Below are 22,487 nucleotides of genomic sequence, written 5' to 3'. Positions count from 1 at the left end.
GGTCGCGCTGCTACCAAAGGCTCATCGTGTAATCGATATTGATTCGCGTTTCATTGTCATCGCGCACGCTGGCGGCGCTAGAGAAGTCATTTCGGTATAGAGAGTGCCTTGCACGCACACTTACGCCTTTTAGGCTGCCTTGAAACGCGTAGCTGAGTTCAAGGTATCGCTCACTTTCAGTAAGACCTTGACCACCGAGAGTGGGCAGCTCGATATTGGAGCCCTTGATGTATCGAGTGGTTGCTTTGAGACCCGGCATGCCGAATGAGGCGAAGTCATAGCTGTAAAGCGCCTGCCAAGAGCGTTCTTTGGGGTTGAGGAACTCAGAACTAAGAAACCCCTCACTTACAACCAGCGGCTCAGTACCCGCCAGATAGGGCATCGCGGTATCACCATTAAGTTGCATGTATCCGGCACCGAAGCTTTGCGCGCCGTAGGTGTACGTGAACATGATCCCGGCATTCTTATTATCGACCTTACCTGCGCGGCCCTGGCCGCTTTCATCAGTCTGGTAAAATCGAAAATCTGTTTTCAGCTTGCCCCCGCCAACTTGCCAAAAGTGCTCAAACCCGAGGTAGTTTTTCTGGTAGATATCTTCCAGCTCGGCATAGAAATACTTCAAGTTCAGCGCAGGGGTGATCTGGTAGTCGCCCCCCATGAAAATAAATTTGTCTGATTCGGCGGTGGGTATGAAGCGACGGTTCGGCGAAGCCACTGACATTTTCTGGTAGTCAGTTGAATCCCGATAGTTGATGCGATCCAGATACCCTGCATGCAGACTAAATTTATCAATGTCAGTGGAGCGGATATAGGCCCCTCGGAATGTCTGAGGAAGAAGCCTTGTTGGGCTGGCGAAAGCAATGGGGAGAAACGTTGAGATTGAGCCTACCTGCAGCTCGGTCTTCGACACCTTTGCTTTAGCGGTAAGGCCTAACTCTGAATATTCATCAGGCGCTCTGCGGGTGACCGCATCTCGAGGTAAAAGCCCGGTACCAGAACGATCAGGCGACGAGTCCAGTTTGATGCCCATCATTCCAACTGCATCAAGCCCGAAGCCAACGACGCCAGGCGTGAACCCAGAGGTAAATCTCATTATCCCCCCCTGCGCCCATTCCCGAGCGGCGCTCTGTGGGGTTGTTCCTTTGTAATCTCGATCAAAATAGTAGTTACGCAGCGTAACTGTGGCTTTGCTATCTTCAAAAAATCCCTGTGCGCTGGCAATGCCGCAAATCGAAAATGCGATGGGTAATGATGTCCACCCAAGAACGTTTTTATAATTGTTCATCTGACGCCCTATCTTGTTTTTATATTATTTATCGTTTCAGAATTTTGGCACCCATACTGATTTCAACCATAAGGCTACGCCTCCAATGGAATGTGCTTCCCCCTCCAATGCAGTAAAGGGCCTTTGTCGAAGACACGACTTCTGAGAACCCGACCAATGAAGATTGTGTGATCCCCGCCGACGACCATTTCTTCTACCTCACACTCCAGCCACGCCAGACAGTTGTCTATGAGCGGTAAACCGTGTAGGCCAGATGTGGATGAGACAGTCGCAAAACGATCTATTGGCTTGCAGAAATTTCTCGAAACATCCTCTTGATCAGAGGCGAGAATATTTATCGCGAAATACTTCGACCTCTGAAACTTCTGGAATGAAAAGGACTCGGTCGTAATGCTCCATTGAATCAGCGGAGGATTAAGAGAAAGAGAGCAAAAAGAACTAGCGGTCATTCCATATGGTCGCCCCTGCTCATCAAGAACCGAAACTACAGTTATTCCCGTGACAAATTGACCCACAGCGCCTCGGAATTCACTTGTACTAACTCCAGGCGCCACTCCGATATTGAGCTGCGTCATATCCGACCTCGTATAATAAAGTCTTGGATTTTAAGTAAGTAGCTAGCTGCGGACACTTTTGCGCCCGCTTACAGTGTCATCACAGGCACGAGGCCGGTTCTGGATTGCCTGCCAACTGCAACGCTTGGTTCACCAGGCGAATAGGATTCGGATCCTTGGAGCTCAGGTAGTTCATGGCAAGGTTTCGTACAGGGTCGCCAGCGTAATAACGCTCGTACTGCACAAGCCTCTGACCGAACGCCTCCCCTGCGAGATCCCAGGCCAACTTAAATAGCTTCACGCGCTCCAGGGACGGCATGCCATCAGCGCCTTGGTAGTAAGCATGCAGATCATCTGCAATTTCCGGCGCCTGGAAGTCCGCAGCGCTCGGCATCAGCATGAAGCCACCTGCACCGATCGTTTGCAGCACCTCAATCACCCGCGGATAGGCAGTAGGCAGCATGGTTCGAATGGCCTGTAGTGGTGCGAGATTAGGCTGGAGTGTTCCACGAGACGTCCGCTGGGCCTCAACCTCTGCACGCACCAACGCACTCTTGACCTGCTCAATATAACCAAGGCATTCGCCCAACATTTGTTGAACGTGAAGGAATTGGTCAGCTTTGATGGAGCGCGCTACGGCCATCGCAAGCCCGACGGAAAACTGCATCTTAACCAATGCACGGGTATTGGTTTGATGTGCCGTGTGATTACGCACGCCGGTAGTGGCGTAGAGACGGTTAGAGAGCTCAACATTTCGGTAGCAGAAAACACGCCCCCAAGGCACAAACACATTGTTGAATACCAGCAGAGAATCGTTTTCTTCAAAGCGCGTTGAAAGCGGGTGATCGAAGCTCGTGCGCCCTTCAACATAGTAAGGGTCGCGACAGATTTGTCGAAGGCCTTCAATGTGGGTCGGCACCGCAAATACCAACGCATGATCTTCGTCACCGGCTTTAAAGGATGGCAGGTTGTACATAACCATTTCGTCTGACACCGGCCCCAGCGTGGCAATCATCCGGGCTCCGCTTACGTAGATGCCTTCAGCACTTTCGCGTACAACCCGAAGGTGCATGTTGCCCATTTGCGAAGACTGCTTAGAACGATCATTTTGCGGCGTAATCAGTGCATGACTTAAGAACAGATCATTGTCACGGATATATTCGTAGTAACGCTCGACGTTGTCAGCGTACTGCTGCCCACCCTCAGCGAACGTATCGCGGGCCTCCCAGAAAGCCAAGAGAGTAACGTTCATGAAATCAGGAGAGCGGCCCATTAACCCAAAATTGGTTTCAGCCCACACCCTGTATGCTTCGCGACGCTTAGTCAGATCATCTACACTTTGCGCAGGATGAAACGCCATGCCTGCACGTTGTCCGGTGGATGGGACAACATAAGTTACCTTGTCCTGAAGCTCGGGATTATGCTGCGTGTCGTAAAGCTCGGCTAATTGCTTGACTGCGCCGCTGAATGCAGGGTGGGTCGTAACATCACTAACTTGAACCCCATTTACCCACACGTCGCGACGATTTTCTTTAAGGCCAGCTATGAACTCTTTACCTGAACGAATACCCATTGGACTTTCCTTATTTTTATTAAGGCGAACGAAACTCTGCCAAAAAAAATCCTGCTTTTGTGTATACACATCATATATAAACATTGGCGCGCAATTAACTTGACGTGCGGGGATTTCTTGGGGGAAGTGGGATTTGAATAAGCAAGCTTAAGTAAGCCTCGCGCTCGAAGGTGGGCTGCGATCGAGCCGTAGCTTGGGCAGCTATATGGGGCAGTCGCAAGGCATTGCTCATACCTGAATACTCCGCGTGGCAGTTCATCTGCTTTTATATTTCTTATTTGGCATGCTAGCATGCAAGCTGATGTTGTCAACCGATTTGCGCTCAGTTACTCGACCGTTGCTCGCCACGAAAGCCGTCATGGATCTGCGTCCCTTGTAGATCAAGACTTTGCGCACTAAAGTGGACGAATGAGCATTCCCCCCTCGATTGCACCTCACCTACCGAAGACCTATGCACACGCCAAACAAAAAAGTCGCGATCTATCAAGAAATTTTGCAGCGCTTGCTCACCCGCCGTTATCGCTTTGGTGAAAAAATTTTCGTGAAGGAAATTGGTGAATCGACGGGAGTCAGTCGGCAGCCCATAATGACGGCATTGAACAGCCTGCAAGAGCGGGGATTTGTTCAAATCATTGCGCAGGTTGGCTGCCAGGTGGTGCAACCAAGCCCGGACGAGGTTGCTGATTTCTATCGAATGTTCGCCAATACCGAAGGCCTGATCGCAAGCCTTGCAGCAGAGCGCGGAACGCCTATGGAGGTCGCAAGGCTTCAAGAGTTAAATGAACAGATCGCACGGATCAACCCAGCCCACAGTGATGCCTCGGAGAGCTATAGAAACCTGAACGTTGACTTCCACCGGCTTCTCCATGCGATGGCACGGTCACCTATCGTGTCGACACGGCAGATGGCCAATTTCGAACTGTCAGACTTTTTCATCGTTCAAAGTTGTGGCTTTCAGGCGCACCTGCCTGACGTAACCGGCGAACATGACGAGATAATCGCAGCGCTGAGCACCCGCAACGACAAACAGTGTAAAAAGGCGGCGATGGCGCACATTGACAGCGTATCAAGGCATGTTATCGAGGCAATGCAGCGCCTGCACAGCGAGGAGATGGCTGCCACGGTTTGAGCCGTAGCAGCCACGTGCTTATAGTGGAAACGCAGCTTCAAGCCAGACTGAGTCACCCTGAGGACCATTTTTCACATTGGTCTCATGCAGCCATTTGAGCACCACACCGGTGTTCTGGTTGAATGAGTAAAACAGCTGAGGGCCCACACCCACCTTTCTCAGCCGATTGCCCCCAGGTAAGTTGTCGCCGCTGACATTGTCATCCGACATCTGCTTGGTGTAGTACCCAGCCAAACCAAACTGAAGTTTTGGCATAGAGGGAAAGCGGTACCCCAATAAGTAGTCGACATTAAACACGTTGCCGGAGCGGTAGTCTGTATCCTTGTTTCGCTCATTGAATGAATAAGTGGGCGCCAGAGAAACTTCCCAGTCCGGATGTGGGAACCAAGTCAGCGCAAACTCTGAAATATAAGTTGTATAATTTGGCGTAGTGTTGGCCAAATCATTCTTATCATAGCCTCCCAAGGGTTTAAAGACACTGACGCCGGCGAGCAGATGAAAATTAGGGGCCGGAGAGTAAAGCACGTTCAAAGGACTGATATAGGTCTGCCGCATCCCCGTTTTAGAATCGGACGCTCCTCCGGCCTTTATATTTACGTGCCCCCCAGTCCCAATAATTCCGCTTGTGAATCGAACACCTGATTCAGTTTGATAATCCCAGGTATGAACGAGACGTATCGCCTGAATATAATTTTCCAAATTGAACCCTGGAACGCTGGAGCGCCCGGAGTTATCTTTGTAATTTCCAGCATGATAATAAACAGTATAACTATAGAACTCGGTTTCTCCTGGGCTCGGCATCAAAGCGGGTACAACGGTTTGCACACCCAACGGCCAGGTTGTATCACCCCGTTCCGTTGCCATGGCTAAATTCGCTGCGCAGGTAGCAGCCACAGATACGCACAAAAATGCATACGCTTTCATAATCAATCTCACTTTTTTGTTATTGGATGTGGATTGTTCGGATTTCTAAACAGGAGTATTTATTGCTTATTGGTACCTACCAAGACAAACGCTAACGTAGCAGGAACATCACCTTGGTTTCTCCAGGCGTGAATATTCCCTTGTTGAATGATGACGTTATGCTTTTCTAGCTTCACTATGACGCCATCGTCGAGCTCAAGCCAAATGGTACCTTCAAGCACAACGCCATAATCAACTGTCGGGGTCGAGTGCATTCCTGGTCGTTCGGGATCAAAATGATCCACCATCCCTGTCAGATGCTTTTGTTGCTCGGCAAAAGCAGCCTGATGACTGAAATCCGGATGAGCAAAAATCGAGTCCGGAGGAAAGGTGACGATTTCAAGTCTCGTTTCCCCAGGCCCAGGAACAAACGAACTGCTCACCGAGATTGTTTCATCTCTACCACTAGAGGGTTGCTCTGATGTTGTCGTACCCCAAACCAAGGCGGTAGAAAAACCAGGTACATGTTCGTAGTCGTGAGAACGTGGTACCAGTCCATCATTCAGAACAACCGAACGGCCATCGACCGTTCCTACCACTAAACGCCTAATTGTCATAGATCACCTCTGAAATAAGACTGGCGCAGCTCGATGCCGCGCCAGTTCGATTAATGGCCTGGCGTTACAACAACGTTCGTGAAACCACCTTTACGGTTTTCCAAGGCGTCCAGAGCGTCATTCACTTCAGATAGCGGGAAAACCTCTTGATCAAATTTTGTCAAATCGAGCGTACCGGCAGCCGCCATCTCCGCCATGTCCTGACCTTCTGCAACCGTGAACCATAGCGAACCGATGATGCTGATCTGGTAGCACATCAGCTGGAACATTGGCACGGGCAAGTCTTCAGACATGCCCCCAATGTCGACCATACGCCCTCCCCTACGAAGCGATTTGATCCCGTCGACGGTGATTCGATGGGGAGCTCCGGGGCCGACTGCATCGATGAAAACGTCGGCGCCCAGGCCTTGGGTATGCTCGCGAACCCATTCATCAACAGGCCGTTCTCCGAGAGAAAGTACGTGCACGCGAGACGGATCCAACTGGCGGACTCTTTCGAGCAGTTCGCGGTTACGGGCCATGCCGAGCACTTTCGTTGCTCCCATAGCGAGCGCGAGCATCACAGCTCCAACCCCCAACGTTCCCGAAGCGCCATTGATCAATACTGTCTGCCCAGAACCTACATTCGCTTTGCGCAATGCAGAGTAGGCAGTGCCGAGATAACCGAAACGACAGCCTTGTTCGAAACTGATGGATTCCGGGAGCTTCACGAGCCCGTTGACAGGCGCCGTCATGAACTCGCAGAAGCCACCATAAGGGTAATCTTCAAACACTCGTTGCGAGCCAGCACCGAAGCCAAAATATCCTTGGAAGGTGAATGCGGTGCAGTTGAGGTGCTGACCTCGCAAGCACGCGTGGCAAGACCCGCAGCTTCTGCCTGGGTTGACGTATACACGATCGCCCGGCTTAACCGAATGCACTTGGCTACCTACTGCCTTGACTACCCCGGAGGCATCTAAGCCATAGATGGCTGGCAATTTAGGCAGGGGAAGATAGGGGAACCACTCAGGATAACGCTCGATAACGTTACGCAGGTTAGGGACAACGTTGCAGGCTTTAACGTGCACCAACACGTCCGTTGGCCCAATGGCAGGAATGTCGATTTCGTCGATCACAAAGGTCGGGCCGACATTGTGAAGTCGAGCTGCTTGCATTTTGCCCATGATTTTATCCTTATTAGGTGAGCACACACATGTACTCCTGCTAGCCACAGAAGGAGCTGTAGGTTGGTACGGAACTGATAAGAGTCGTTCGGAGACAAGCCCAGAGCACTAGGGCTGTTGATCTGGGGGGCGCATTCGCGCCTTGGGGATGGTTACTGCACAAGCCAATGGAACGTGGGTATACGTTTTCATTAGGGGCATCTTCAATTTGTTGTTATGCCCAAATACTGCACCTTTGAATGCTAGCATGCAAGATCAATTTGAGACTTTTCTCACCCCGTTCGTATGCGTGATTAGATCCGAGCCGCGGGCATACGACCTGCGGCTCATAATGATGAGTCACTGCCAAATGCGCAGGATGTGCTGTAGGGATCTTAGTTGTCAGCTAGTCTCCAGCAATCCATTTTAAGACGCGTTCACGGGCTACCATTTATGCGTGAGTGAGGTACCAGCGCCAGTCCTGTTCCCCGACTTCCGCATTGAATGCACGGAACTCGCGCCACTTGATCGCCAGGAATACCTTGAGGAATTCAGCGCCCAGCGCCTCGCGTGCCCAGGTTGAACGTTCCAGTGCCTGCAACGCTGTCAGCCAGTCTGTGGGTAGAAAATCGGTCGCCTGTTCATAGCCATTGCCCACAATCGCCGCGCCCGGATCGCTTTCATGAGTGATGCCGTAGTGAATTCCCGCAAGTACTGCGGCGGCGGCGAGATAGGGGTTGGCATCGGCACCGCAAATCCGGTGCTCGATGTGCCGACTTATCGCGGGGCCGCCGGGCACGCGGAACGACACCGTACGGTTGTTGACGCCCCAGCTTTTGGCCAGCGGCGCGTAACTGCCGGTCTGGAAGCGGCGATATGAGTTGGCATGGGGGCAAAATATCGCCAGCGAGTCAAACAGGGTTGCCATCATCCCGCCGATGGAGTGACGCAACAGCGGCGTGCCTTGCGGGTCTTCGCTCGCATACAGGTTGTTGCCCTGCACGTCCGCCAGGCTGACGTGCAGATGCAGACCGCTGCCGGCCTGATCGCTGAATGGCTTGGCCATGAAGCACGCTTGTAGCCCGTGTTTGTTGGCAACACCTTTTACCAGGCGTTTGTAACGTACGCCTTCATCGATGGCCTGGAGTGCGTCGAAACGATGCTCCAGCGTCAACTCGAGCTGGCCCGGCGCGTACTCGGAGATCGCCGTGCGTACCGGCAGCCCTTGCAGCGCGCAGGCAGCATAGAGGTCATCAAGAAACGGTTGAACCTGCTCCAGTTCGTGGACGCCGTAAACCTGCGGGGCAACAGGGCGTACGCCATTGGTTTGCGTCGCAGGCTGCGGGCGACCATTGACGTCGCGCTTCTGGTCCAGCAGGTAAAACTCCAACTCAACGGCCATGACCGGATGGAATCCATCAGCTTTGAGCCGCTCGATGGTGTTCACCAGTACATGGCGCGGGTCGGCGGGCGCGGCTGGAAGCCCCTGGGTCGGGTGCATGCTCACTTGCACTTGACCGGTGGGTTGGGTGCGCCAGGGTTGCAGGGTAAGGCTCCCCGGCAAGGGATAGGTCCAGCAATCAGCGTCAGCGACATCCCAGACCAGGCCAGTCTCGTCCACGTCCTCCCCCTGAACGGTCAGGGCGAGAATGGAACTGGGCAGCGGCCGACCATTTTCGTAGATCGCCAGTAGCTCGTCGCGATGCAACAGTTTGCCCCGCGGAACACCATTCGCGTCGATCAGGAACAACTCGATGCTCAGGACTTCAGGGTGGGCGGCCAGATAATCCACGGCCTCTCTTTTATCAGCAAATTGCATGTCAAACCTCTTAGCGCTCATTCAAGCGACTGGGCAGTATTTAAGAACAATGGCATTTTCTGACGTGCAGTTATGAAGCGATAACCCGCGCGCCAGGTATGGCAAGCAGCGTGGTCAACGCGTTATCCAACTCACCGATCAGCCTGTCGACATCCGCATGGCTTGTTTGCGGACAGCACAAGGTCATGTTGTGAAAAGGCGTGATCAGGATGCCGCGATTGATCAAGTACAGGTGCAGCGCCATTTGAAGGCTGTCATGAAAAGCCGCCTCGGCTTGCGCACCGGTTCTGGGCGAGGTAGCACAGAATTGAAACTCACAGCGAGCCCCCAACTCTGTGACGGACCAATTCAACTGGTGCTGCTTGAACAAGTACCGAAGTCCCTGAGCCAATCCCGAGGCAAGAGGCAACATATGTTGGTAGGCGGACTCTGTCATGACCTCTTCGAGGCTGACGCGCATGCAACGCATCGCCAGCGAGTTGGCCGACAGCGTGGTTCCCATACCGCTGTGGCCATGCCCGTGACTCTCTTCACTGACCGTTTTCTGCACATCGAGCATGGCCAGGGCAACCTGCTCGGTTACGCCAAACACCGCGCAAGGTATGCCTCCCGCGATGGGTTTACCCACCACGAAAAAGTCGGGTTTCAAATCCCATTGGCGGGTGCATCCACCCAGGCCTGTGGAAATAGTGTGGGTCTCATCAATGACCAACAGGCTGCCGTATTTGAGGGTCAACTCTCGGCACTTCTGCATGAAACCCGGATCGGGCAGGACCATGCCTATGTTCGTCATCGCCGGCTCGCACATCAGCGCGCACACATCGCCCTGGGCTAAAGCAGCTTCCAGTGCGTCCACATCGTTGAAGGGGATGGATCGACTGTATTGAGTCAAGTCGTAGGCCTGGCCCACAAGACCTGCACGGGGCACTGTTTTACCGTCGCGGCAGCGCACCATGACGTCATCCACGGTACCGTGATAGCAGCCGTCGAACACCAGCAAGACGTTGCGTTTGGTAATCGCGCGCGCCCAGCGCAACACATAACGATTGGCGTCCGTCGCAGTGGCGGTCACCTGCCAGTAAGGCAGCCCGAATCGCTCAGCCAGCAACTCGCCGCAGACCACCGCGTCTTCGCCAGGCAGCATCGTGGTCAAGCCATTATTGGCCTGCTCGGCTATTGCGCGAGCAACAGGATCAGGTGAATGACCAAACATCGTGCCGGTGTCGCCCAGGCAAAAATCTATGTACTCATGACCGTCAACATCGGTGAAGCGCGCCCCTTTGGCACGCTGGACGAAGAGTGGCGAAGGCATCGACCAATCGCTCATCCAGTGCATGGGCACACCGTTGAACAGATTCGCCTTGGCGCGTTTGGCAAGCCCTATTGACGTTGGGTTGTTTTCTATAAAACGAGCACGCTCGGAGGCGGTAAAAGCAGCAATCGCTGATTCACTAATTCCACTTTTCGACATGATCAACACCCTATGTTAATTACAAAAAATCAGTTAAAAATCCGTGCCGCTCAGAGAGGAACTGTCCAACACTGCGTTCATGCTTGTCGGCGCATGACGGTGCATTAATACGGCTCGGCGAACTTACTCATTCTTCGAAAACATCGCGCTTTTACAGCGCGCAGTGATAGCCCCGTTCTTGACGTCAGGCGTGAGGGGATTTGTTCTCGACCAGACAATTCCCGCCATCCACCACCAGGACTTCACCGGTGATGTAACTGGCGTCAGGCGACGCCAGAAATGCAACCGCCGCCGCCACTTCGCGGGGGTTGCCCGAGCGCCCAATCGGGGTAAAACGCCCCGCCTCTGTTTCGGCTGGAGTGGTGGAGCCGGTGGTGATCCATCCCGGAGCCACGCTGTTTACGGTAATTCCCTGTTTGGCGACTTCAAGTGCGAGCCCCATGTTCATACCCACCATCGCGGCCTTGGCGGCGCTATAAGCGGCTTCACCAGGATTGCCGCACCGGGTGCCCGTGGTGGAACTGATATTGACAATGCGCCCATAACCTCTCGCCTTCATGCCAGGCAAAACAGCGCGGGTCAGAAGAAAAGCTGTAGTTAAATTTCTGGCCAGTGAAAGATTCCACTCATGCAGTTCCATTGTTGCCAATTCCGAGAAAACCTCAGGGCTTCCTTGCATGGCCATACCGGCATTATTCACCAGAATATCGACCCGCCCCCAGACTGACTCTGCCCATAGGCCGAATTCACGCACCTGACTTTCATCAGTGAGGTCAGCGGGTCGGCCTTCAACGTCGAACCCTTCAGCGCGCAGCTCTTTGACCCGATCCAGAATACGAGCGCTGCTCGCAGTGATGATCAACTTCACTCCGGATGCACCTAGCCTGCGAGCGATGGCCATTCCGATCCCGGCTTCACTTCCGGCACCGCTGACCAGTGCAACATGCCCTCTAAATTGCGTATCCAACATGGTGTGCCCACGTATTTAATTTGAAAGAGAGTAGAAACTAGGCGAATAAATCTGATACATAAAGACAATCATCATCAGAAAATTTGACAACACCTATGGCGTTTACCAGTGAGTCACTTAAAATTTTCCTCTCGGTCATCGACAGCGGATCCTTTTCGGCGGCGGCGCGAAAATTAGGCCGGGTCCCCTCCGCCATCAACATGGCGGTGTCGCAGCTTGAAGCCGAGCTGGATTTGTTGCTTTTTGACCGATCAACCCGCAAAGCCATTCCTACGCCAGCCGCCAAGGCACTCGAGCCCCAGGCACGACAGGTCGCCAGCCAGCTGAACCTGCTGGACGCCCATGCGCTGCAGCTTCATCAGGGGTTGGAAGAGCGCTTGGTCCTTGCGATGGCGCCAGAGTTGCAAACAGGCATCTGGAATCGTCCGCTGTCCACTATCGCCAGGGAGTTTCCCACGCTGGAAATCGAGATTCGCTCCGCATCCCATCCAGAAGCGATGCGCATGCTCCATGAAGGGCGTGTGCAATTGGCACTTGGGTTCGAACGACCAGGGCTTGACGAGCGCGAGACATTTCTTGAGGCGGGGAGCCAATTGTTAATCGCGGTTGCTGCTCCGGATCACCCTGCGGCCGCCGGCAAAAAAAGCCCCTTGAATGAGGAGCAACTGGTCAATGTTCGGCAGATCATCGTCGCGACCGGAGGACCTGCAGACTCTGACCCACGTGTTGTGCTGTCGCGGCGGATTTGGCACAGCGACAATTATCTGGCCACGCTGGACCTGGTACAGCAAGGATTGGGTTGGGCATATCTTCCAAAATCGCTGGTATACCCTCTCATCACGTCAGGTTCATTGACGGAGGTGGTGTTTGACTACATGCCGAGTCAGATGCGGCTATGGGTCGATATCATCTGGGTAAAAAACCGGCCCCTGGGACTGGGCGCGCTTCGTTACCTGAGCCTGATACGCGAAATTGCGGAAGGCGAGCCTCGTCGTGTTTGATGAGTAAAAGTGCACATTGAAGCTGGCGGCGGGGTCCAGATGCGGCCCGACGGTTGGCTCACAAGAGCGACTTTCGCCATCCATCACGCAGCCATCGCCAAGTGCGATGGCCTCCTCACTAATGCCTTCTAGATGCCTGTGCTACCCCGCCCATCAAAGCGCAGCCTGGAGACGACGGTTATCGGCCACTGTCATAGCGCCCCCTTGGGTATCGCTCCCATCGACATCAATGGGCCACTGTCAGTTTCCAGCGGAGACGCCGCAATCAATCGCCATGTCCGCGCCAGTGATGGATCGCGCACCGGGTTGGGACAGGAAAAACGCCAGCTCGGCAACCTCTTCCGGCTGGATAAATCGGGCTCGGGCACCTTGGGGGTACTTGTCCAACAGATCCTGATAGTAGGCCTGAGGGTCTCCCTGCCCATATTGAGTGGCTTGAAATTTGAGCATTGGGGTTTCGATATCACCTGGGGAAATAGCGTTGCAGCGCACGCCAAAGGGTGCCAGGTCCAATGCCAGGGTTTTTGTCAGCAGGGTCACGCCGCCCTTGCTTGCGCAATAAGCTGCGGCATTTCGATTGCCTTGCCGGCCGGCATCGCTTGAAATATTCAGGATCGAACCCTCTGATAATTTCAGTTGGGGAATAGCGGCTGAACACATGAAGAACGTAGCCTTCAGGTTTACGTCCAGAACAAGGTCGAAATCCTCTTCGGTAAAATCTTCAACCGGACCTTCGCGCCATACTCCCGCAGCGTTGATCAATACATCCAGTCGGCCCATCGCCATAACGGCTGCATTAACGGCTGCAGCACACACAGCGGGTTGGCGGATATCACCGCAAAAAATGCCTGATACCTGATATTCAACCTGTAAGTCTGCGAGCTTTTTCGCATCCAGATCTGTCGCGAAAACCTTGAAGTCTTCATTTAAAAAACGCTCAACCAGCGCGCGACCAACACCACCGGCTGCGCCAGTGATCAGTACAGTTCGAGGGGCCATGGAACCTCCTGCCAAGATAGAGTTTAAGAACGTATAGGGTTCATCCAGACTCAAAGAGTCTTGTTTTCGACCAAGCAATTTCCACCCCCGGGCTCCCCTGCATGGACATGCCGACGTTGTGGAGGTGGAATTTAGGCGCTTTTATCTGATTGAAAAAAGACGACTGATATCAGAGAAATTGACAATGCCATGGTATTTACCAGCGAGGTAATAAAGGTCCTCCTCTCGGTCATGGACGCTGGCTCTTTAGGACCCGTTGCACGAGCAAGGATGTCGAGAATCAGATAGCAGATGGAACAGAGGCCTGAGTTGTGAGGTTCAATCCTTGCTCCAACGAGCACCAACCCGCCGCAGCGAAGATCGAACAACTCATCAACCCCATCGTTACTATCCGTCTGGCTCAGCGCTTGTGTAGCCGCTCACCAGACCGCGATATGCGAATCCGCCCGTGGCTCAGTGCCCCCGCACAATACGCCGGTGACCGGGTCACGCAGGATGATCTGCCCACGCCCGTAGTCGGTCAGGTCGCTGTCGGTCTGCACCTTGTGCCCGCGCCGTGCCAGCGCATTGACCAGGTCGCGGGACGCGCCATGTTCGATGCCGACCTTCATGTCGCCCAGCCATTGCCAGCGTGGCGCGTCCAATGCCGCCTGGGGGTTGAGGCCGAAGTCCACCAGGTTCATCACCATCTGCACATGGCCCTGGGGCTGCATGTAGCCGCCCATCACGCCGAACGGGCCAAGGGCCTCGCCGTCCTTGCTGAGAAAACCCGGGATGATGGTGTGGAAGGTTTTCTTGCCCGGTGCCAGGCAATTGGCATGGGACTCATCGAGGCTGAATTCCTGCCCGCGGTTCTGCAAGGCGATGCCGCTGTCGGGCAGCACCACGCCGGAGCCGAAGCCGTGGTAGTTGCTCTGGATGAACGAAACCATATTGCCTTCGGCGTCGGCGGTCGCCAGGTACACCGTGCCGCTGGCATGGGGGGTGCCGGGTTTGGGCGGCTGCGCCTGCTCGCCGATCTCGCCACGGCGACGGGTGCTGTAGTCGTCACTCAGCAAGTCGGCCACCGCCACGCGCATGTGCGCTGGGTCGGTGATGTAATGCAGGCCGTCGCTGTAGGCCAGCTTCATGGCTTCCAGCTGGCGATGCCAGGTTTGCTGGCTGTCGCGGTGATCGAAGTTGAAGCCTTCGAGGATCTTCAGCGCCATCAGTGCAACCAGGCCCTGGCCGCTCGGCGGGATTTCCCAAACATCCACGCCCCGGTAATTGATCTGGATCGGCTCCACCCACTGCGCGCGGTAATCCTTGAGGTCGCTGGCGCGCAGGTAACCACCGCTGGCGCGCGAATGCGCATCCAGGCGCTCGGCCAGCGCGCCGCGATACAGGCTTTCGCAGCCGGTGGCGGCGAGTTCTTCCAGGGTACGGGCCTGGGCCGGGTTGCGGAAAATTTCGCCTGCCCGGGGCGCGCGCCCGTCGATCAGGAAGGTGTCGAACCAGGCTTGCAGCACGTCATCGCGGTGCGGGCTGAATTCGTTCAAGGAGATCTGCCATTGATGGGCAACCACCGGCGACAACGGGAAACCGTCGCGCGCCAGGCTGATGGCCGGCTGCAGCAAATCGGCAAACGGCAATTTACCGAAGCGTTTGGACAACTCGGCCCACGCCGACGGGCAACCGGGCACCGTCACCGAGGTCCAGCCGTACAACGGCATCTGTTGATGCCCCGCCGCCTTGACCGCCTCGATACTCAAGGCGGCCGGCGCATGGCCGTTGCCGTTCAGGCCATGCAACTGCCCCTTGCACCACACCAGCGCAAAGGCATCGCCACCCAGTCCACAACCGGTGGGCTCTACAACGGTCAGCGCAGCGGCGGTGGCGATGGCGGCATCAATGGCGTTACCGCCCTTCTGCATGATTTCGATGCCGGCCTGAGATGCCAGCGGTTGCGAGGCGGCGACCATGCCTCGACGCGCGAACACGCTCTGGCGTTGCGAGGAATAGGGGTATTCGTGAGCGGAAAATTTCAACATGGCAAAGGCTCTTCAAAAAAAGGTCATAACACGCGACTGAGAAACGCCCGGGTCCGCGGATGGCTGGGGTGGCTGAAAATCTGCTCCGGCGGCCCTTGCTCGATCAATTCGCCCTGATCGAGTACCACCACGCGGTCGGCCACTTCACGGGCAAAGCCCATTTCGTGGGTGACCACCACCATGGTCATGCCCTCCTCGGCCAGCTCCTTCATCACCTGCAGCACTTCGCCGACGGTTTCCGGGTCGAGGGCACTGGTGGGTTCGTCGAACAGCATCGCCTGGGGTTTCATCGCCAGCGCACGGGCAATCGCCACTCGTTGCTGCTGACCACCGGAGAGCATCGACGGATAGTGGCTGGCCTTGTCCGCCAGGCCGACCCGCGCCAGCAAGCCCCGGGCCTGTTCCAGCGCCTGGGCACGCGGTACGCCGAGCACCTGGATCGGTGCTTCGATGATGTTTTCCAATGCAGTCATGTGCGGGAACAGGTTGAAGCGCTGGAACACCATGCCGATGTCGCGGCGCTGACGGGCGATGTTGCGCTCCGAATCACGCACCAGGCTGCCATCGGCGCGTTCGCGATAGCCCATGGCGCGGCCGTTGACGCGAATGCGTCCGCCCTGGATGTCTTCCAGCAGGTTGATGCAGCGGATAAAGGTGGTCTTGCCCGAGCCGGACGCGCCGATCAGCACCACCACTTCACCGCGCCGCACTTGCAGGGAGATGCCCTTGAGGATCTGCAACTCGCCGAACGACTTCTGGATATCCTGTGCGTCAATGATCAGCTCTTCACTTTGGTGCGCCATGGTTAACGTCCCCTCAGCAGTTTCAGGGTGCTGCGACCGAACATGCGGCTGGCGGCAGGAGGTGGCGCCGAAGGTCGATCGGACTGGCCGAAACGGTTTTCGAGCCAGCGTTGGAAAAAGCCCCACAGCGTGGTCAAGGTCAGGAAGTAAATCGCGACGACCAGGTACAACTCGAATACGCGAAACGTCGCCGAGGTCACCATCTGCGTGCTGAGCAACAATTCCTGCACGCCGATCACACTCACCAGGGTGGTGTTCTTGAGCATCACATTGAACTCATTGCCCAGCGGCGGCACGATCACTCGAAACGCCTGGGGCAGCACGATGCGCCGCATCAGCTTGCCAAACCCCATGCCCAGGGAACGCCCGGCTTCGTACTGGCCCTTGTCCACCGCGCCGATGCCGGCGCGGATGATTTCGGCCATGTACGCGCCTTCATTCAGGCCCAGGGCGATGATCGCCGCCTGGATATTGCCGGGGATGATCAGCCCGAACAGCTCGATGTCCTCGAAGCGGAAGATCCCGCCCGCTGCCAGTGCGGTGTACAAAAACACGATCTGCACCAGCAACGGCGTGCCGCGCATCAGCCACACGTAAAGGCGTACCGGCAAGTGCAGCAGCGGGTTCTTCGACAGGCGCAACAGCGCCGCCGCCAGGCCCAGCGCACAGCCGAGCAGCATCGCCAGCACGCTGATCAGGCACGTCAGCCACAGCCCGGTGAGGTAGACCCCACTGGGTTGCAGCAGGTATTGCCAGAACACATCCCAATTGAAATTCATCGTGGTAGAACCTCAGTCCAGTGTGTCGCTGCTGACATGCCATTTGTTGAGCAATTGCACATAGCTGCCATCGCTGCGCATGTCGCTGATGATCTGCTGCACGGCGGCGGTCAGTTGCGGGTCGTCTTTGCGCATGCCCAGGCCGGTGAGGATGCGGCTGAATGCAGGCACCCCTTCCTGGAACAGCTCCGGGGCCATCGCCGCGTAGTAACCGGCGGTTTCCACGGTGGTGCCGTAGGCGTCGACCTGGCTGATGCGCAGCGCCTGGAACGCATCGGTGTCGGTGTTGTAGACCACCAGTTTCATCGGTGGCTTGCCGGCCTTGGCGAGGCTTTCGTTCTGGGTGTCGAGCAGGGTCTTGATGGTAGAGCCGTTGAGCACCGCCACCTTGTGCGTGGACAGGTCATCCAGGGTCTTGATGCCTTTGGGGTTGCCCTTGGGCACCACCACCGCCTGGCTGGAATACATGTAGTTGACGATGTCGATCACCTGGCGGCGCTCGGGTTTGTCGAACAACTGGTCGACGATCATGTCGCACTGCTGGGCAAGCAGCGCCGGTAGCAAGCCGGAGAACGGAATCACCCGCCACTGCACCTGCTTGTCGCCCAGCCGTTTGGCGATCTCAAGCCCCAGGTCAACCGTGAGCCCGCGCGGTTTCTGGGCTTCGTCGAAAGAGACCAGGGGCGGTGAATCCATCCCCGAGCAGTAGGTGAGTTTATTGATCTTTTGCAGACGCTCCGGCACTTGGGGCGTGGCAACCGCCCATTGTGTGCAGAGACCCAGGGTTACAGCCACCAGCAAGGCGCGGCGTTGTTTATGCATGACCAGACACTCCACTTCGTTAGATAAAGGGGGCAGGACTAAAGTCAAAACACGGACGGGTCAGGACCCCGTCTCTCTTATTTTCTCGATTGCAGAAATTGAATCAGCAGCGGCACGGTGCTTTCGATGTGTTCGCGTACCACAGCTTCGGCACCGGCGGCGTCACCGGCGCGAATCGCGTCGAGGATCACCGCGTGTTCCTGGCGCGCGCTGAGGGGTTTTTCGCTGTGCTGCAGCCACAAGCGCATGGGCGCTTCCACCAGCGAATACAACGCCGAAATCTGCTTCAGCAAGCGTGGCCGGCCGCTGAGCCCGCACAGGTATTCGTGAAAGGCACGGTGGCAACGGACCCACGCGGCGCTCTCGTCTCGGTAGTCATCCATCTCGTCCAGCAGGCGCTCCAGAGCCGCCATCTGGCGCTCACCGATACGGCTGACCGCGACGCGAACTGCAAGGCCTTCAAGTGCGCTACGCATCTCGAACACCTCGTGCAGCTCCGCGATATCCAGGCCGCTGACAATGGCACCGCGATTGGGCCGCAGCGTCACCAGGCCCTGGGCATCCAGGCGGCGAAATGCCTCACGCACCGGCATGCGGCTCATGCCTATCTCGCTGGCGATATCCTCGGCGATCAGGCGATCGCCCTTGCGGAAACGACCGCCGCAGATGGCGTCGAGGAGGAAGTTGTAGGCCTCCTCCTCTGCAGTGAGGGGCTGGCGGTCAACGTAAGCGGGGGCAAATTGCATTGGCAGCCTCTTTGTATTTTTGTATCCAATTATCCACGAATATAAAAAGCATAACGCGTGCCAACACCTCCCACAGAGCATTACTCGTTGATTTAAATGAAGTCTTTCGTCTGGGTGGGGAAAATTGCGCAAAGCGGGTAAAGAGATTTGCTACCAAATGACGCAGTGACTTTCAATTTTTGCGCAAAAAAGTAGCGGATGTCCGGTGAAGGGCCCGGTGACGCCCGATGATCTACACAGAGTATTTTTGGCAGGCCTTTTTGCCATGAGCGCACCAGGCGCCTCCCAATCAATGGATCCAGTAAAATCGCACTGATCGATAATCGCCCAAAATAACCTTAAAACCACAGACTAATACATTGACTCACAACAACTCTGGAAATTTAATGGATCCATTAAACAAAAATAATTAATCAGCCAGAGAATTGCCATGTACCCCAAAAACACTTGGTACGTCGCCTGCACACCCGATGAAATCGCCCAAAAACCCTTGGGTCGGCAGATCTGCGGTGAAAAAATGGTGTTTTATCGAGGCCCGGAAGGCAGCGTCGTAGCCGTCGAGGACTTCTGCCCCCATCGCGGCGCACCGCTTTCACTGGGTTATGTCGAAAATGGCAACCTGGTGTGCGGCTATCACGGACTGGTCATGGGGGCCGACGGCAAGACCGTTGAAATGCCCGGGCAGCGGGTGCGTGGTTTTCCGTGCAACAAGACCTTTGCCGCAGTTGAACGCTACGGTTTTATCTGGGTATGGCCCGGCGATCAGACCCTTGCCGACCCGGCGCTGATTCATCACCTGGAGTGGGCAGTGAGTGACCAGTGGGCGTACGGCGGCGGGCTGTTTGATATCCAGTGCGATTACCGCCTGATGATCGACAACCTGATGGACCTGACCCACGAAACCTACGTCCACGCTTCCAGCATCGGCCAAAAGGAAATCGATGAAGCGCCTCCCGTCACCACGGTTGAAGGCGACCAAGTCATCACCGCCCGACACATGGAAAACATCATGGCTCCGCCGTTCTGGCGCATGGCCCTGCGCGGCAACAACCTCGCCGACGATGTGCCGGTGGACCGCTGGCAGATCTGTCGCTTCACCCCGCCCAGCCATGTGCTGATCGAGGTGGGCGTGGCCCACGCCGGCAAGGGCGGCTATCACGCAGCGCCCGGACACAAGGCGGCAAGCATCGTGGTCGACTTCATCACCCCGCAGACCGAGACGTCGATCTGGTATTTCTGGGGCATGGCGCGCAACTTCAACCCTCACGATGAGGCGCTGACCGCCAGCATTCGCGAAGGCCAGGGGAAGATTTTCAGCGAAGACCTGGAGATGCTTGAACGTCAGCAGCAGAACCTGCTGGCCCACCCGCAACGCAACCTGCTCAAGTTGAATATCGATGCCGGCGGCGTGCAGTCGCGCAAGATCCTGGAGCGACTGATTGCCCGGGAACGCACCCTCGAACCACAGCTGATCACGACCACCACCGCCTGAACGGCGCGACAACTCTGCGAGGACCGAACATGATCGATGTGGTGGTGGTATCCCGTAATAACGAAGCCCAAGACATTTGCAGCTATGAACTGGCCAGGGTCGATGGCCAGCCGCTGCCCGCCTTCAGTGCCGGCGCGCACATTGACGTGCATCTGCCGGACGGGCTGGTACGCCAGTATTCGCTGTGCAATCACCCCGAGGAGCGTCATCGCTATCTGATCGGCGTACTCAACGACCCGGCCTCTCGCGGCGGCTCGCGCAGCTTGCACGAGCAGGTACACGAGGGCGCCCACCTGACGATCAGCGAACCACGCAATCTCTTCCCCCTGGCCCATGAAGCACGACGCAGCCTGCTGTTCGCCGGCGGCATCGGCATCACCCCGATCCTGTGCATGGCCGAGCGCCTGGCCCATGCAGGTGCCGACTTCGACCTGCATTACTGTGCCCGCGCCAGTGAGCGTGCGGCGTTTGTACAGCGGCTCAAGGCGTCACCGTTTGCCGAGCGCGTGTTCCTGCATTTCGATGAGCAGCCCCACACGGCGCTCAAGACTGCCGAGGTGCTGGCTGCGCCCACAGACGATGTGCACCTGTATGTCTGCGGCCCCGGTGGTTTCATGCAACACGTGCTCGACAGCGCGCGGGCGCAAGGCTGGCAGGAGAACTGCCTGCATCGCGAGTACTTCTCCGCGGCGCCAGTGGACAACAGCCTCGACGGGAGCTTTGCGGTGAAGCTCGGCAGCAGCGGCCAGGTCTTCACGATCCCCGCCGACAAGACCGTGGTCCAGGTCCTGGAAAGCCAGGGCATCGAGATTGCCGTGTCCTGCGAACAAGGGATCTGTGGCACCTGCCTGACCCGCGTGCTGGACGGCATCCCGGAGCACCGCGACCTGTTCCTCACCGAGCAGGAACAGGCGCTGAACGACCAGTTCACGCCCTGCTGCTCACGCTCGAAAACCCCACTGTTGGTGCTCGACATCTGAACCGTGTCACGACGCGGGCAAAATCACCTTCATGCGCGCGTCGGCGGTGGCTGAACTGAAGATCTTGGCATAACGCAACGTCGCATTGGCGTGTTCGCGCATGATGGCTTCGGCGCGCGCGCCCTGGCGATTGACCAGGGCATCGAACACCGAGTGATGCTGCATGTGGGCATAGTTGAAGCGCCGGTATTCACGGGCCATGTCCTCACGATCCACCGCCAGCGCGGTCACCGATGCGAAGGGCAGGTGATCATTGCGTGCCAGCGCATCGGTGATCGCCGGATTGTGGCTGGACTCCACAATGACCTGGTGAAAGCGCATGTTCAGGTCGTGGTAAACCTCAAGGTCATCTTCGGTCACATAGCCTTTGTCGAACAGTTGGTCGCCTTCCACCAGGCAGCGCTCCAGCGCCGCAAGAGCCGCGTCGGAAAGACCATGCTCGGCGGCTTGCCGCGCAGCCAGGCCTTCCAGCACACCGCGCACTTCGACGGCGCCGGCAATGTCACTGGGGCTGACCGAGCGCACCTGATAGCCGCGCCCGCCAAACGGCACCAGCAGCCCTTCCTGCTCAAGGGTACGAAAGGCCATGCGCACCGGCATGCGCGACACACCAAAGCGTTGCGCCGTAGGGATTTCCATCAGGCGCTCCCCCGCCACCAACTCCCCGCTGGCAATCATTTTGCGCAGTGCAACCAGCACCAATTGACCGGGCTTACTCATCCAGGCAACTTCCAGAAAACGTGACCTGCCATAGTACCGCAAGCATCCGATCCCGTCAGACGAACGCCAGTGCGGCGCGCGCCCCCTCTATGGCACCCAGGTGTTGCGCCAGCCCTGCTCGGTGAAAAAACCCTTGATGATGGGCGTCAGCAAAGGCGCCAACCGGGCGGCCACCTCTTCGGGCCTTGACGGTGCACGCATCTGCACACGCTCGATTGCATATCGCGCAGGGGCGCCTCATAGCTCCACATCGGGACGCCTCATCGACTAAAAAAGAATCACGTACTCATGCGCGAAAAGCAGGGTTCTCGATCAGCAGCGCCGTGCCCTGCCCGCCGCCCACACACGCCGCGGCAATCCCGTAGCGCAGGTTGTGCTGACGCAGTTGTCGGGCCAGGGACATGACCAGGCGCAGGCCAGTGGCAGCCAGTGGATGCCCCAGTGCCAGCGAGCCGCCCTGGACGTTGAGGCGGGTGCTGTCCAGCTCAAGTTCATGGGCCACCGCCAGCACTTGGGCGGCCTGGGCTTCGTTGATCTCGAAGCGGCCGATGTCATCCAGACTCAACCCGCTGCGTTGCAGCAGCAGACGAATCGCCGGCGCCGGGCCGATGCCCATGAACTCGGGGGCCACGCCGACCACCGCGCTGGCCAG

Annotated in this window: 20 protein-coding genes and 1 pseudogene; 4 read left to right on the top strand and 17 right to left on the bottom strand. The window is 56.6% G+C overall.

Annotated elements, in window-relative coordinates; all coding sequences use genetic code 11:
- Window positions 1-10: 10 nt before the first annotated feature.
- From BFP96_RS06200 to BFP96_RS06195, 3 genes are all read right to left on the bottom strand, one after another.
- Entirely contained in the window at window positions 11-1,285 is a 1,275-nt protein-coding gene (locus BFP96_RS06200) for an OprD family porin (protein ID WP_065935833.1), read from the bottom strand.
- Between the two features lie 74 nt (window positions 1,286-1,359).
- Entirely contained in the window at window positions 1,360-1,860 is a 501-nt protein-coding gene (locus tag BFP96_RS31715; protein ID WP_083216592.1) for a flavin reductase family protein, read from the bottom strand.
- Between the two features lie 79 nt (window positions 1,861-1,939).
- Entirely contained in the window at window positions 1,940-3,412 is a 1,473-nt protein-coding gene (locus BFP96_RS06195; RefSeq protein WP_065935832.1) for a 4-hydroxyphenylacetate 3-hydroxylase family protein, read from the bottom strand.
- 451 nt (window positions 3,413-3,863) lie between these two features.
- Here BFP96_RS06195 and BFP96_RS06190 point away from each other — a divergent pair, with 451 nt between their 5' ends.
- Complete coding sequence (locus BFP96_RS06190; protein WP_065935831.1) at window positions 3,864-4,541, top strand: GntR family transcriptional regulator; 678 nt, start codon at window positions 3,864-3,866, stop codon at window positions 4,539-4,541.
- Window positions 4,542-4,559: 18 nt separating this feature from the next.
- Here the strand turns inward: BFP96_RS06190 and BFP96_RS06185 are convergent, their stop codons facing one another.
- From BFP96_RS06185 to BFP96_RS06160, 6 genes are all read right to left on the bottom strand, one after another.
- On the bottom strand, window positions 4,560-5,465 hold the full coding sequence (locus BFP96_RS06185) for a SphA family protein (RefSeq protein ID WP_170875984.1): 906 nt from the start codon (window positions 5,463-5,465) through the stop codon (window positions 4,560-4,562).
- A gap of 59 nt (window positions 5,466-5,524) precedes the next feature.
- Window positions 5,525-6,061, bottom strand: a complete 537-nt coding sequence (locus BFP96_RS31120) for a cupin domain-containing protein (protein ID WP_065892878.1) — start codon at window positions 6,059-6,061, stop codon at window positions 5,525-5,527.
- Between the two features lie 50 nt (window positions 6,062-6,111).
- Complete coding sequence (locus tag BFP96_RS06175) at window positions 6,112-7,224, bottom strand: alcohol dehydrogenase catalytic domain-containing protein (protein ID WP_170875983.1); 1,113 nt, start codon at window positions 7,222-7,224, stop codon at window positions 6,112-6,114.
- 430 nt (window positions 7,225-7,654) lie between these two features.
- On the bottom strand, window positions 7,655-9,022 hold the full coding sequence (locus BFP96_RS06170) for a glutamine synthetase family protein (protein ID WP_065935830.1): 1,368 nt from the start codon (window positions 9,020-9,022) through the stop codon (window positions 7,655-7,657).
- Window positions 9,023-9,092: 70 nt separating this feature from the next.
- Window positions 9,093-10,493, bottom strand: coding sequence for an aspartate aminotransferase family protein (locus tag BFP96_RS06165; protein WP_065892880.1), 1,401 nt, complete (start codon window positions 10,491-10,493; stop codon window positions 9,093-9,095).
- Between the two features lie 184 nt (window positions 10,494-10,677).
- A complete protein-coding gene (locus BFP96_RS06160) occupies window positions 10,678-11,463 on the bottom strand; it encodes an SDR family NAD(P)-dependent oxidoreductase (RefSeq protein WP_065892881.1) in 786 nt (261 codons plus the stop codon).
- A 95-nt stretch (window positions 11,464-11,558) separates the two neighbouring features.
- On the opposite strand from BFP96_RS06160, the gene BFP96_RS06155 reads away from it, so the two are divergent.
- A complete protein-coding gene (locus BFP96_RS06155) occupies window positions 11,559-12,464 on the top strand; it encodes a LysR family transcriptional regulator (RefSeq protein WP_065892882.1) in 906 nt (301 codons plus the stop codon).
- 240 nt (window positions 12,465-12,704) lie between these two features.
- Here BFP96_RS06155 and BFP96_RS06150 read toward each other — a convergent pair whose 3' ends face one another.
- From BFP96_RS06150 to BFP96_RS06125, 6 genes are all read right to left on the bottom strand, one after another.
- Complete coding sequence (locus tag BFP96_RS06150; RefSeq protein WP_065935829.1) at window positions 12,705-13,463, bottom strand: SDR family NAD(P)-dependent oxidoreductase; 759 nt, start codon at window positions 13,461-13,463, stop codon at window positions 12,705-12,707.
- Between the two features lie 419 nt (window positions 13,464-13,882).
- Window positions 13,883-15,493, bottom strand: coding sequence for a gamma-glutamyltransferase family protein (locus tag BFP96_RS06145; RefSeq protein ID WP_065935828.1), 1,611 nt, complete (start codon window positions 15,491-15,493; stop codon window positions 13,883-13,885).
- A 23-nt stretch (window positions 15,494-15,516) separates the two neighbouring features.
- Window positions 15,517-16,296, bottom strand: coding sequence for an amino acid ABC transporter ATP-binding protein (locus BFP96_RS06140; protein ID WP_053256191.1), 780 nt, complete (start codon window positions 16,294-16,296; stop codon window positions 15,517-15,519).
- Between the two features lie 2 nt (window positions 16,297-16,298).
- The gene (locus BFP96_RS06135) at window positions 16,299-17,075 is read right to left on the bottom strand and encodes an amino acid ABC transporter permease (RefSeq protein ID WP_003236553.1); all 777 of its coding nucleotides are present in this window, start codon (window positions 17,073-17,075) and stop codon (window positions 16,299-16,301) included.
- Window positions 17,076-17,087: 12 nt separating this feature from the next.
- Window positions 17,088-17,897, bottom strand: a complete 810-nt coding sequence (locus BFP96_RS06130; protein WP_065896221.1) for an ABC transporter substrate-binding protein — start codon at window positions 17,895-17,897, stop codon at window positions 17,088-17,090.
- 77 nt (window positions 17,898-17,974) lie between these two features.
- Window positions 17,975-18,643, bottom strand: a complete 669-nt coding sequence (locus BFP96_RS06125; protein ID WP_065896222.1) for a GntR family transcriptional regulator — start codon at window positions 18,641-18,643, stop codon at window positions 17,975-17,977.
- 430 nt (window positions 18,644-19,073) lie between these two features.
- On the opposite strand from BFP96_RS06125, the gene BFP96_RS06120 reads away from it, so the two are divergent.
- Together BFP96_RS06120 and BFP96_RS06115 are read left to right on the top strand one after the other, a co-directional pair.
- Window positions 19,074-20,135 carry an aromatic ring-hydroxylating oxygenase subunit alpha gene (locus BFP96_RS06120; RefSeq protein ID WP_065935827.1) on the top strand — a complete coding sequence of 354 codons (1,062 nt, stop codon included), beginning with the start codon at window positions 19,074-19,076 and terminating at the stop codon, window positions 20,133-20,135.
- Window positions 20,136-20,164: 29 nt separating this feature from the next.
- The gene (locus tag BFP96_RS06115; RefSeq protein WP_065935826.1) at window positions 20,165-21,115 is read left to right on the top strand and encodes a PDR/VanB family oxidoreductase; all 951 of its coding nucleotides are present in this window, start codon (window positions 20,165-20,167) and stop codon (window positions 21,113-21,115) included.
- A gap of 6 nt (window positions 21,116-21,121) precedes the next feature.
- On the opposite strand, the gene BFP96_RS06110 is transcribed toward BFP96_RS06115, so the two are convergent.
- Window positions 21,122-21,835 carry a GntR family transcriptional regulator gene (locus BFP96_RS06110; RefSeq protein ID WP_065892889.1) on the bottom strand — a complete coding sequence of 238 codons (714 nt, stop codon included), beginning with the start codon at window positions 21,833-21,835 and terminating at the stop codon, window positions 21,122-21,124.
- Between the two features lie 286 nt (window positions 21,836-22,121).
- A pseudogene (locus tag BFP96_RS06105) lies at window positions 22,122-22,487 on the bottom strand (acetyl-CoA C-acyltransferase); the annotation flags it as partial.

Source organism: Pseudomonas sp. 34 E 7, from assembly GCF_900005715.1.
GTDB classification, from domain to species: domain Bacteria; phylum Pseudomonadota; class Gammaproteobacteria; order Pseudomonadales; family Pseudomonadaceae; genus Aquipseudomonas; species Aquipseudomonas orientalis_A.
Note: the sequence above shows the minus strand (reverse complement) of the source record. Positions and strands in the feature narration are given on the sequence as shown.

Excerpts from the sequence above, each read along its gene's own strand:
- BFP96_RS31120 (WP_065892878.1), bottom strand. The coding sequence starts at position 6,061 with ATGACAATTAGGCGTTTAGTGGTAGGAACGGTCGATGGCCGTTCGGTT.
- BFP96_RS06110 (WP_065892889.1), bottom strand. The coding sequence starts at position 21,835 with ATGAGTAAGCCCGGTCAATTGGTGCTGGTTGCACTGCGCAAAATGATT.
- BFP96_RS06165 (WP_065892880.1), bottom strand. The coding sequence starts at position 10,493 with ATGTCGAAAAGTGGAATTAGTGAATCAGCGATTGCTGCTTTTACCGCC.
- BFP96_RS06120 (WP_065935827.1), top strand. The coding sequence starts at position 19,074 with ATGTACCCCAAAAACACTTGGTACGTCGCCTGCACACCCGATGAAATC.
- BFP96_RS06150 (WP_065935829.1), bottom strand. The coding sequence starts at position 13,463 with ATGGCCCCTCGAACTGTACTGATCACTGGCGCAGCCGGTGGTGTTGGT.
- BFP96_RS06135 (WP_003236553.1), bottom strand. The coding sequence starts at position 17,075 with ATGAATTTCAATTGGGATGTGTTCTGGCAATACCTGCTGCAACCCAGT.
- BFP96_RS06195 (WP_065935832.1), bottom strand. The coding sequence starts at position 3,412 with ATGGGTATTCGTTCAGGTAAAGAGTTCATAGCTGGCCTTAAAGAAAAT.
- BFP96_RS31715 (WP_083216592.1), bottom strand. The coding sequence starts at position 1,860 with ATGACGCAGCTCAATATCGGAGTGGCGCCTGGAGTTAGTACAAGTGAA.
- BFP96_RS06145 (WP_065935828.1), bottom strand. The coding sequence starts at position 15,493 with ATGTTGAAATTTTCCGCTCACGAATACCCCTATTCCTCGCAACGCCAG.
- BFP96_RS06175 (WP_170875983.1), bottom strand. The coding sequence starts at position 7,224 with ATGGGCAAAATGCAAGCAGCTCGACTTCACAATGTCGGCCCGACCTTT.
- BFP96_RS06130 (WP_065896221.1), bottom strand. The coding sequence starts at position 17,897 with ATGCATAAACAACGCCGCGCCTTGCTGGTGGCTGTAACCCTGGGTCTC.
- BFP96_RS06140 (WP_053256191.1), bottom strand. The coding sequence starts at position 16,296 with ATGGCGCACCAAAGTGAAGAGCTGATCATTGACGCACAGGATATCCAG.
- BFP96_RS06200 (WP_065935833.1), bottom strand. The coding sequence starts at position 1,285 with ATGAACAATTATAAAAACGTTCTTGGGTGGACATCATTACCCATCGCA.
- BFP96_RS06185 (WP_170875984.1), bottom strand. The coding sequence starts at position 5,465 with ATGAAAGCGTATGCATTTTTGTGCGTATCTGTGGCTGCTACCTGCGCA.
- BFP96_RS06190 (WP_065935831.1), top strand. The coding sequence starts at position 3,864 with ATGCACACGCCAAACAAAAAAGTCGCGATCTATCAAGAAATTTTGCAG.
- BFP96_RS06155 (WP_065892882.1), top strand. The coding sequence starts at position 11,559 with ATGGCGTTTACCAGTGAGTCACTTAAAATTTTCCTCTCGGTCATCGAC.
- BFP96_RS06160 (WP_065892881.1), bottom strand. The coding sequence starts at position 11,463 with ATGTTGGATACGCAATTTAGAGGGCATGTTGCACTGGTCAGCGGTGCC.
- BFP96_RS06125 (WP_065896222.1), bottom strand. The coding sequence starts at position 18,643 with ATGCAATTTGCCCCCGCTTACGTTGACCGCCAGCCCCTCACTGCAGAG.
- BFP96_RS06115 (WP_065935826.1), top strand. The coding sequence starts at position 20,165 with ATGATCGATGTGGTGGTGGTATCCCGTAATAACGAAGCCCAAGACATT.
- BFP96_RS06170 (WP_065935830.1), bottom strand. The coding sequence starts at position 9,022 with ATGCAATTTGCTGATAAAAGAGAGGCCGTGGATTATCTGGCCGCCCAC.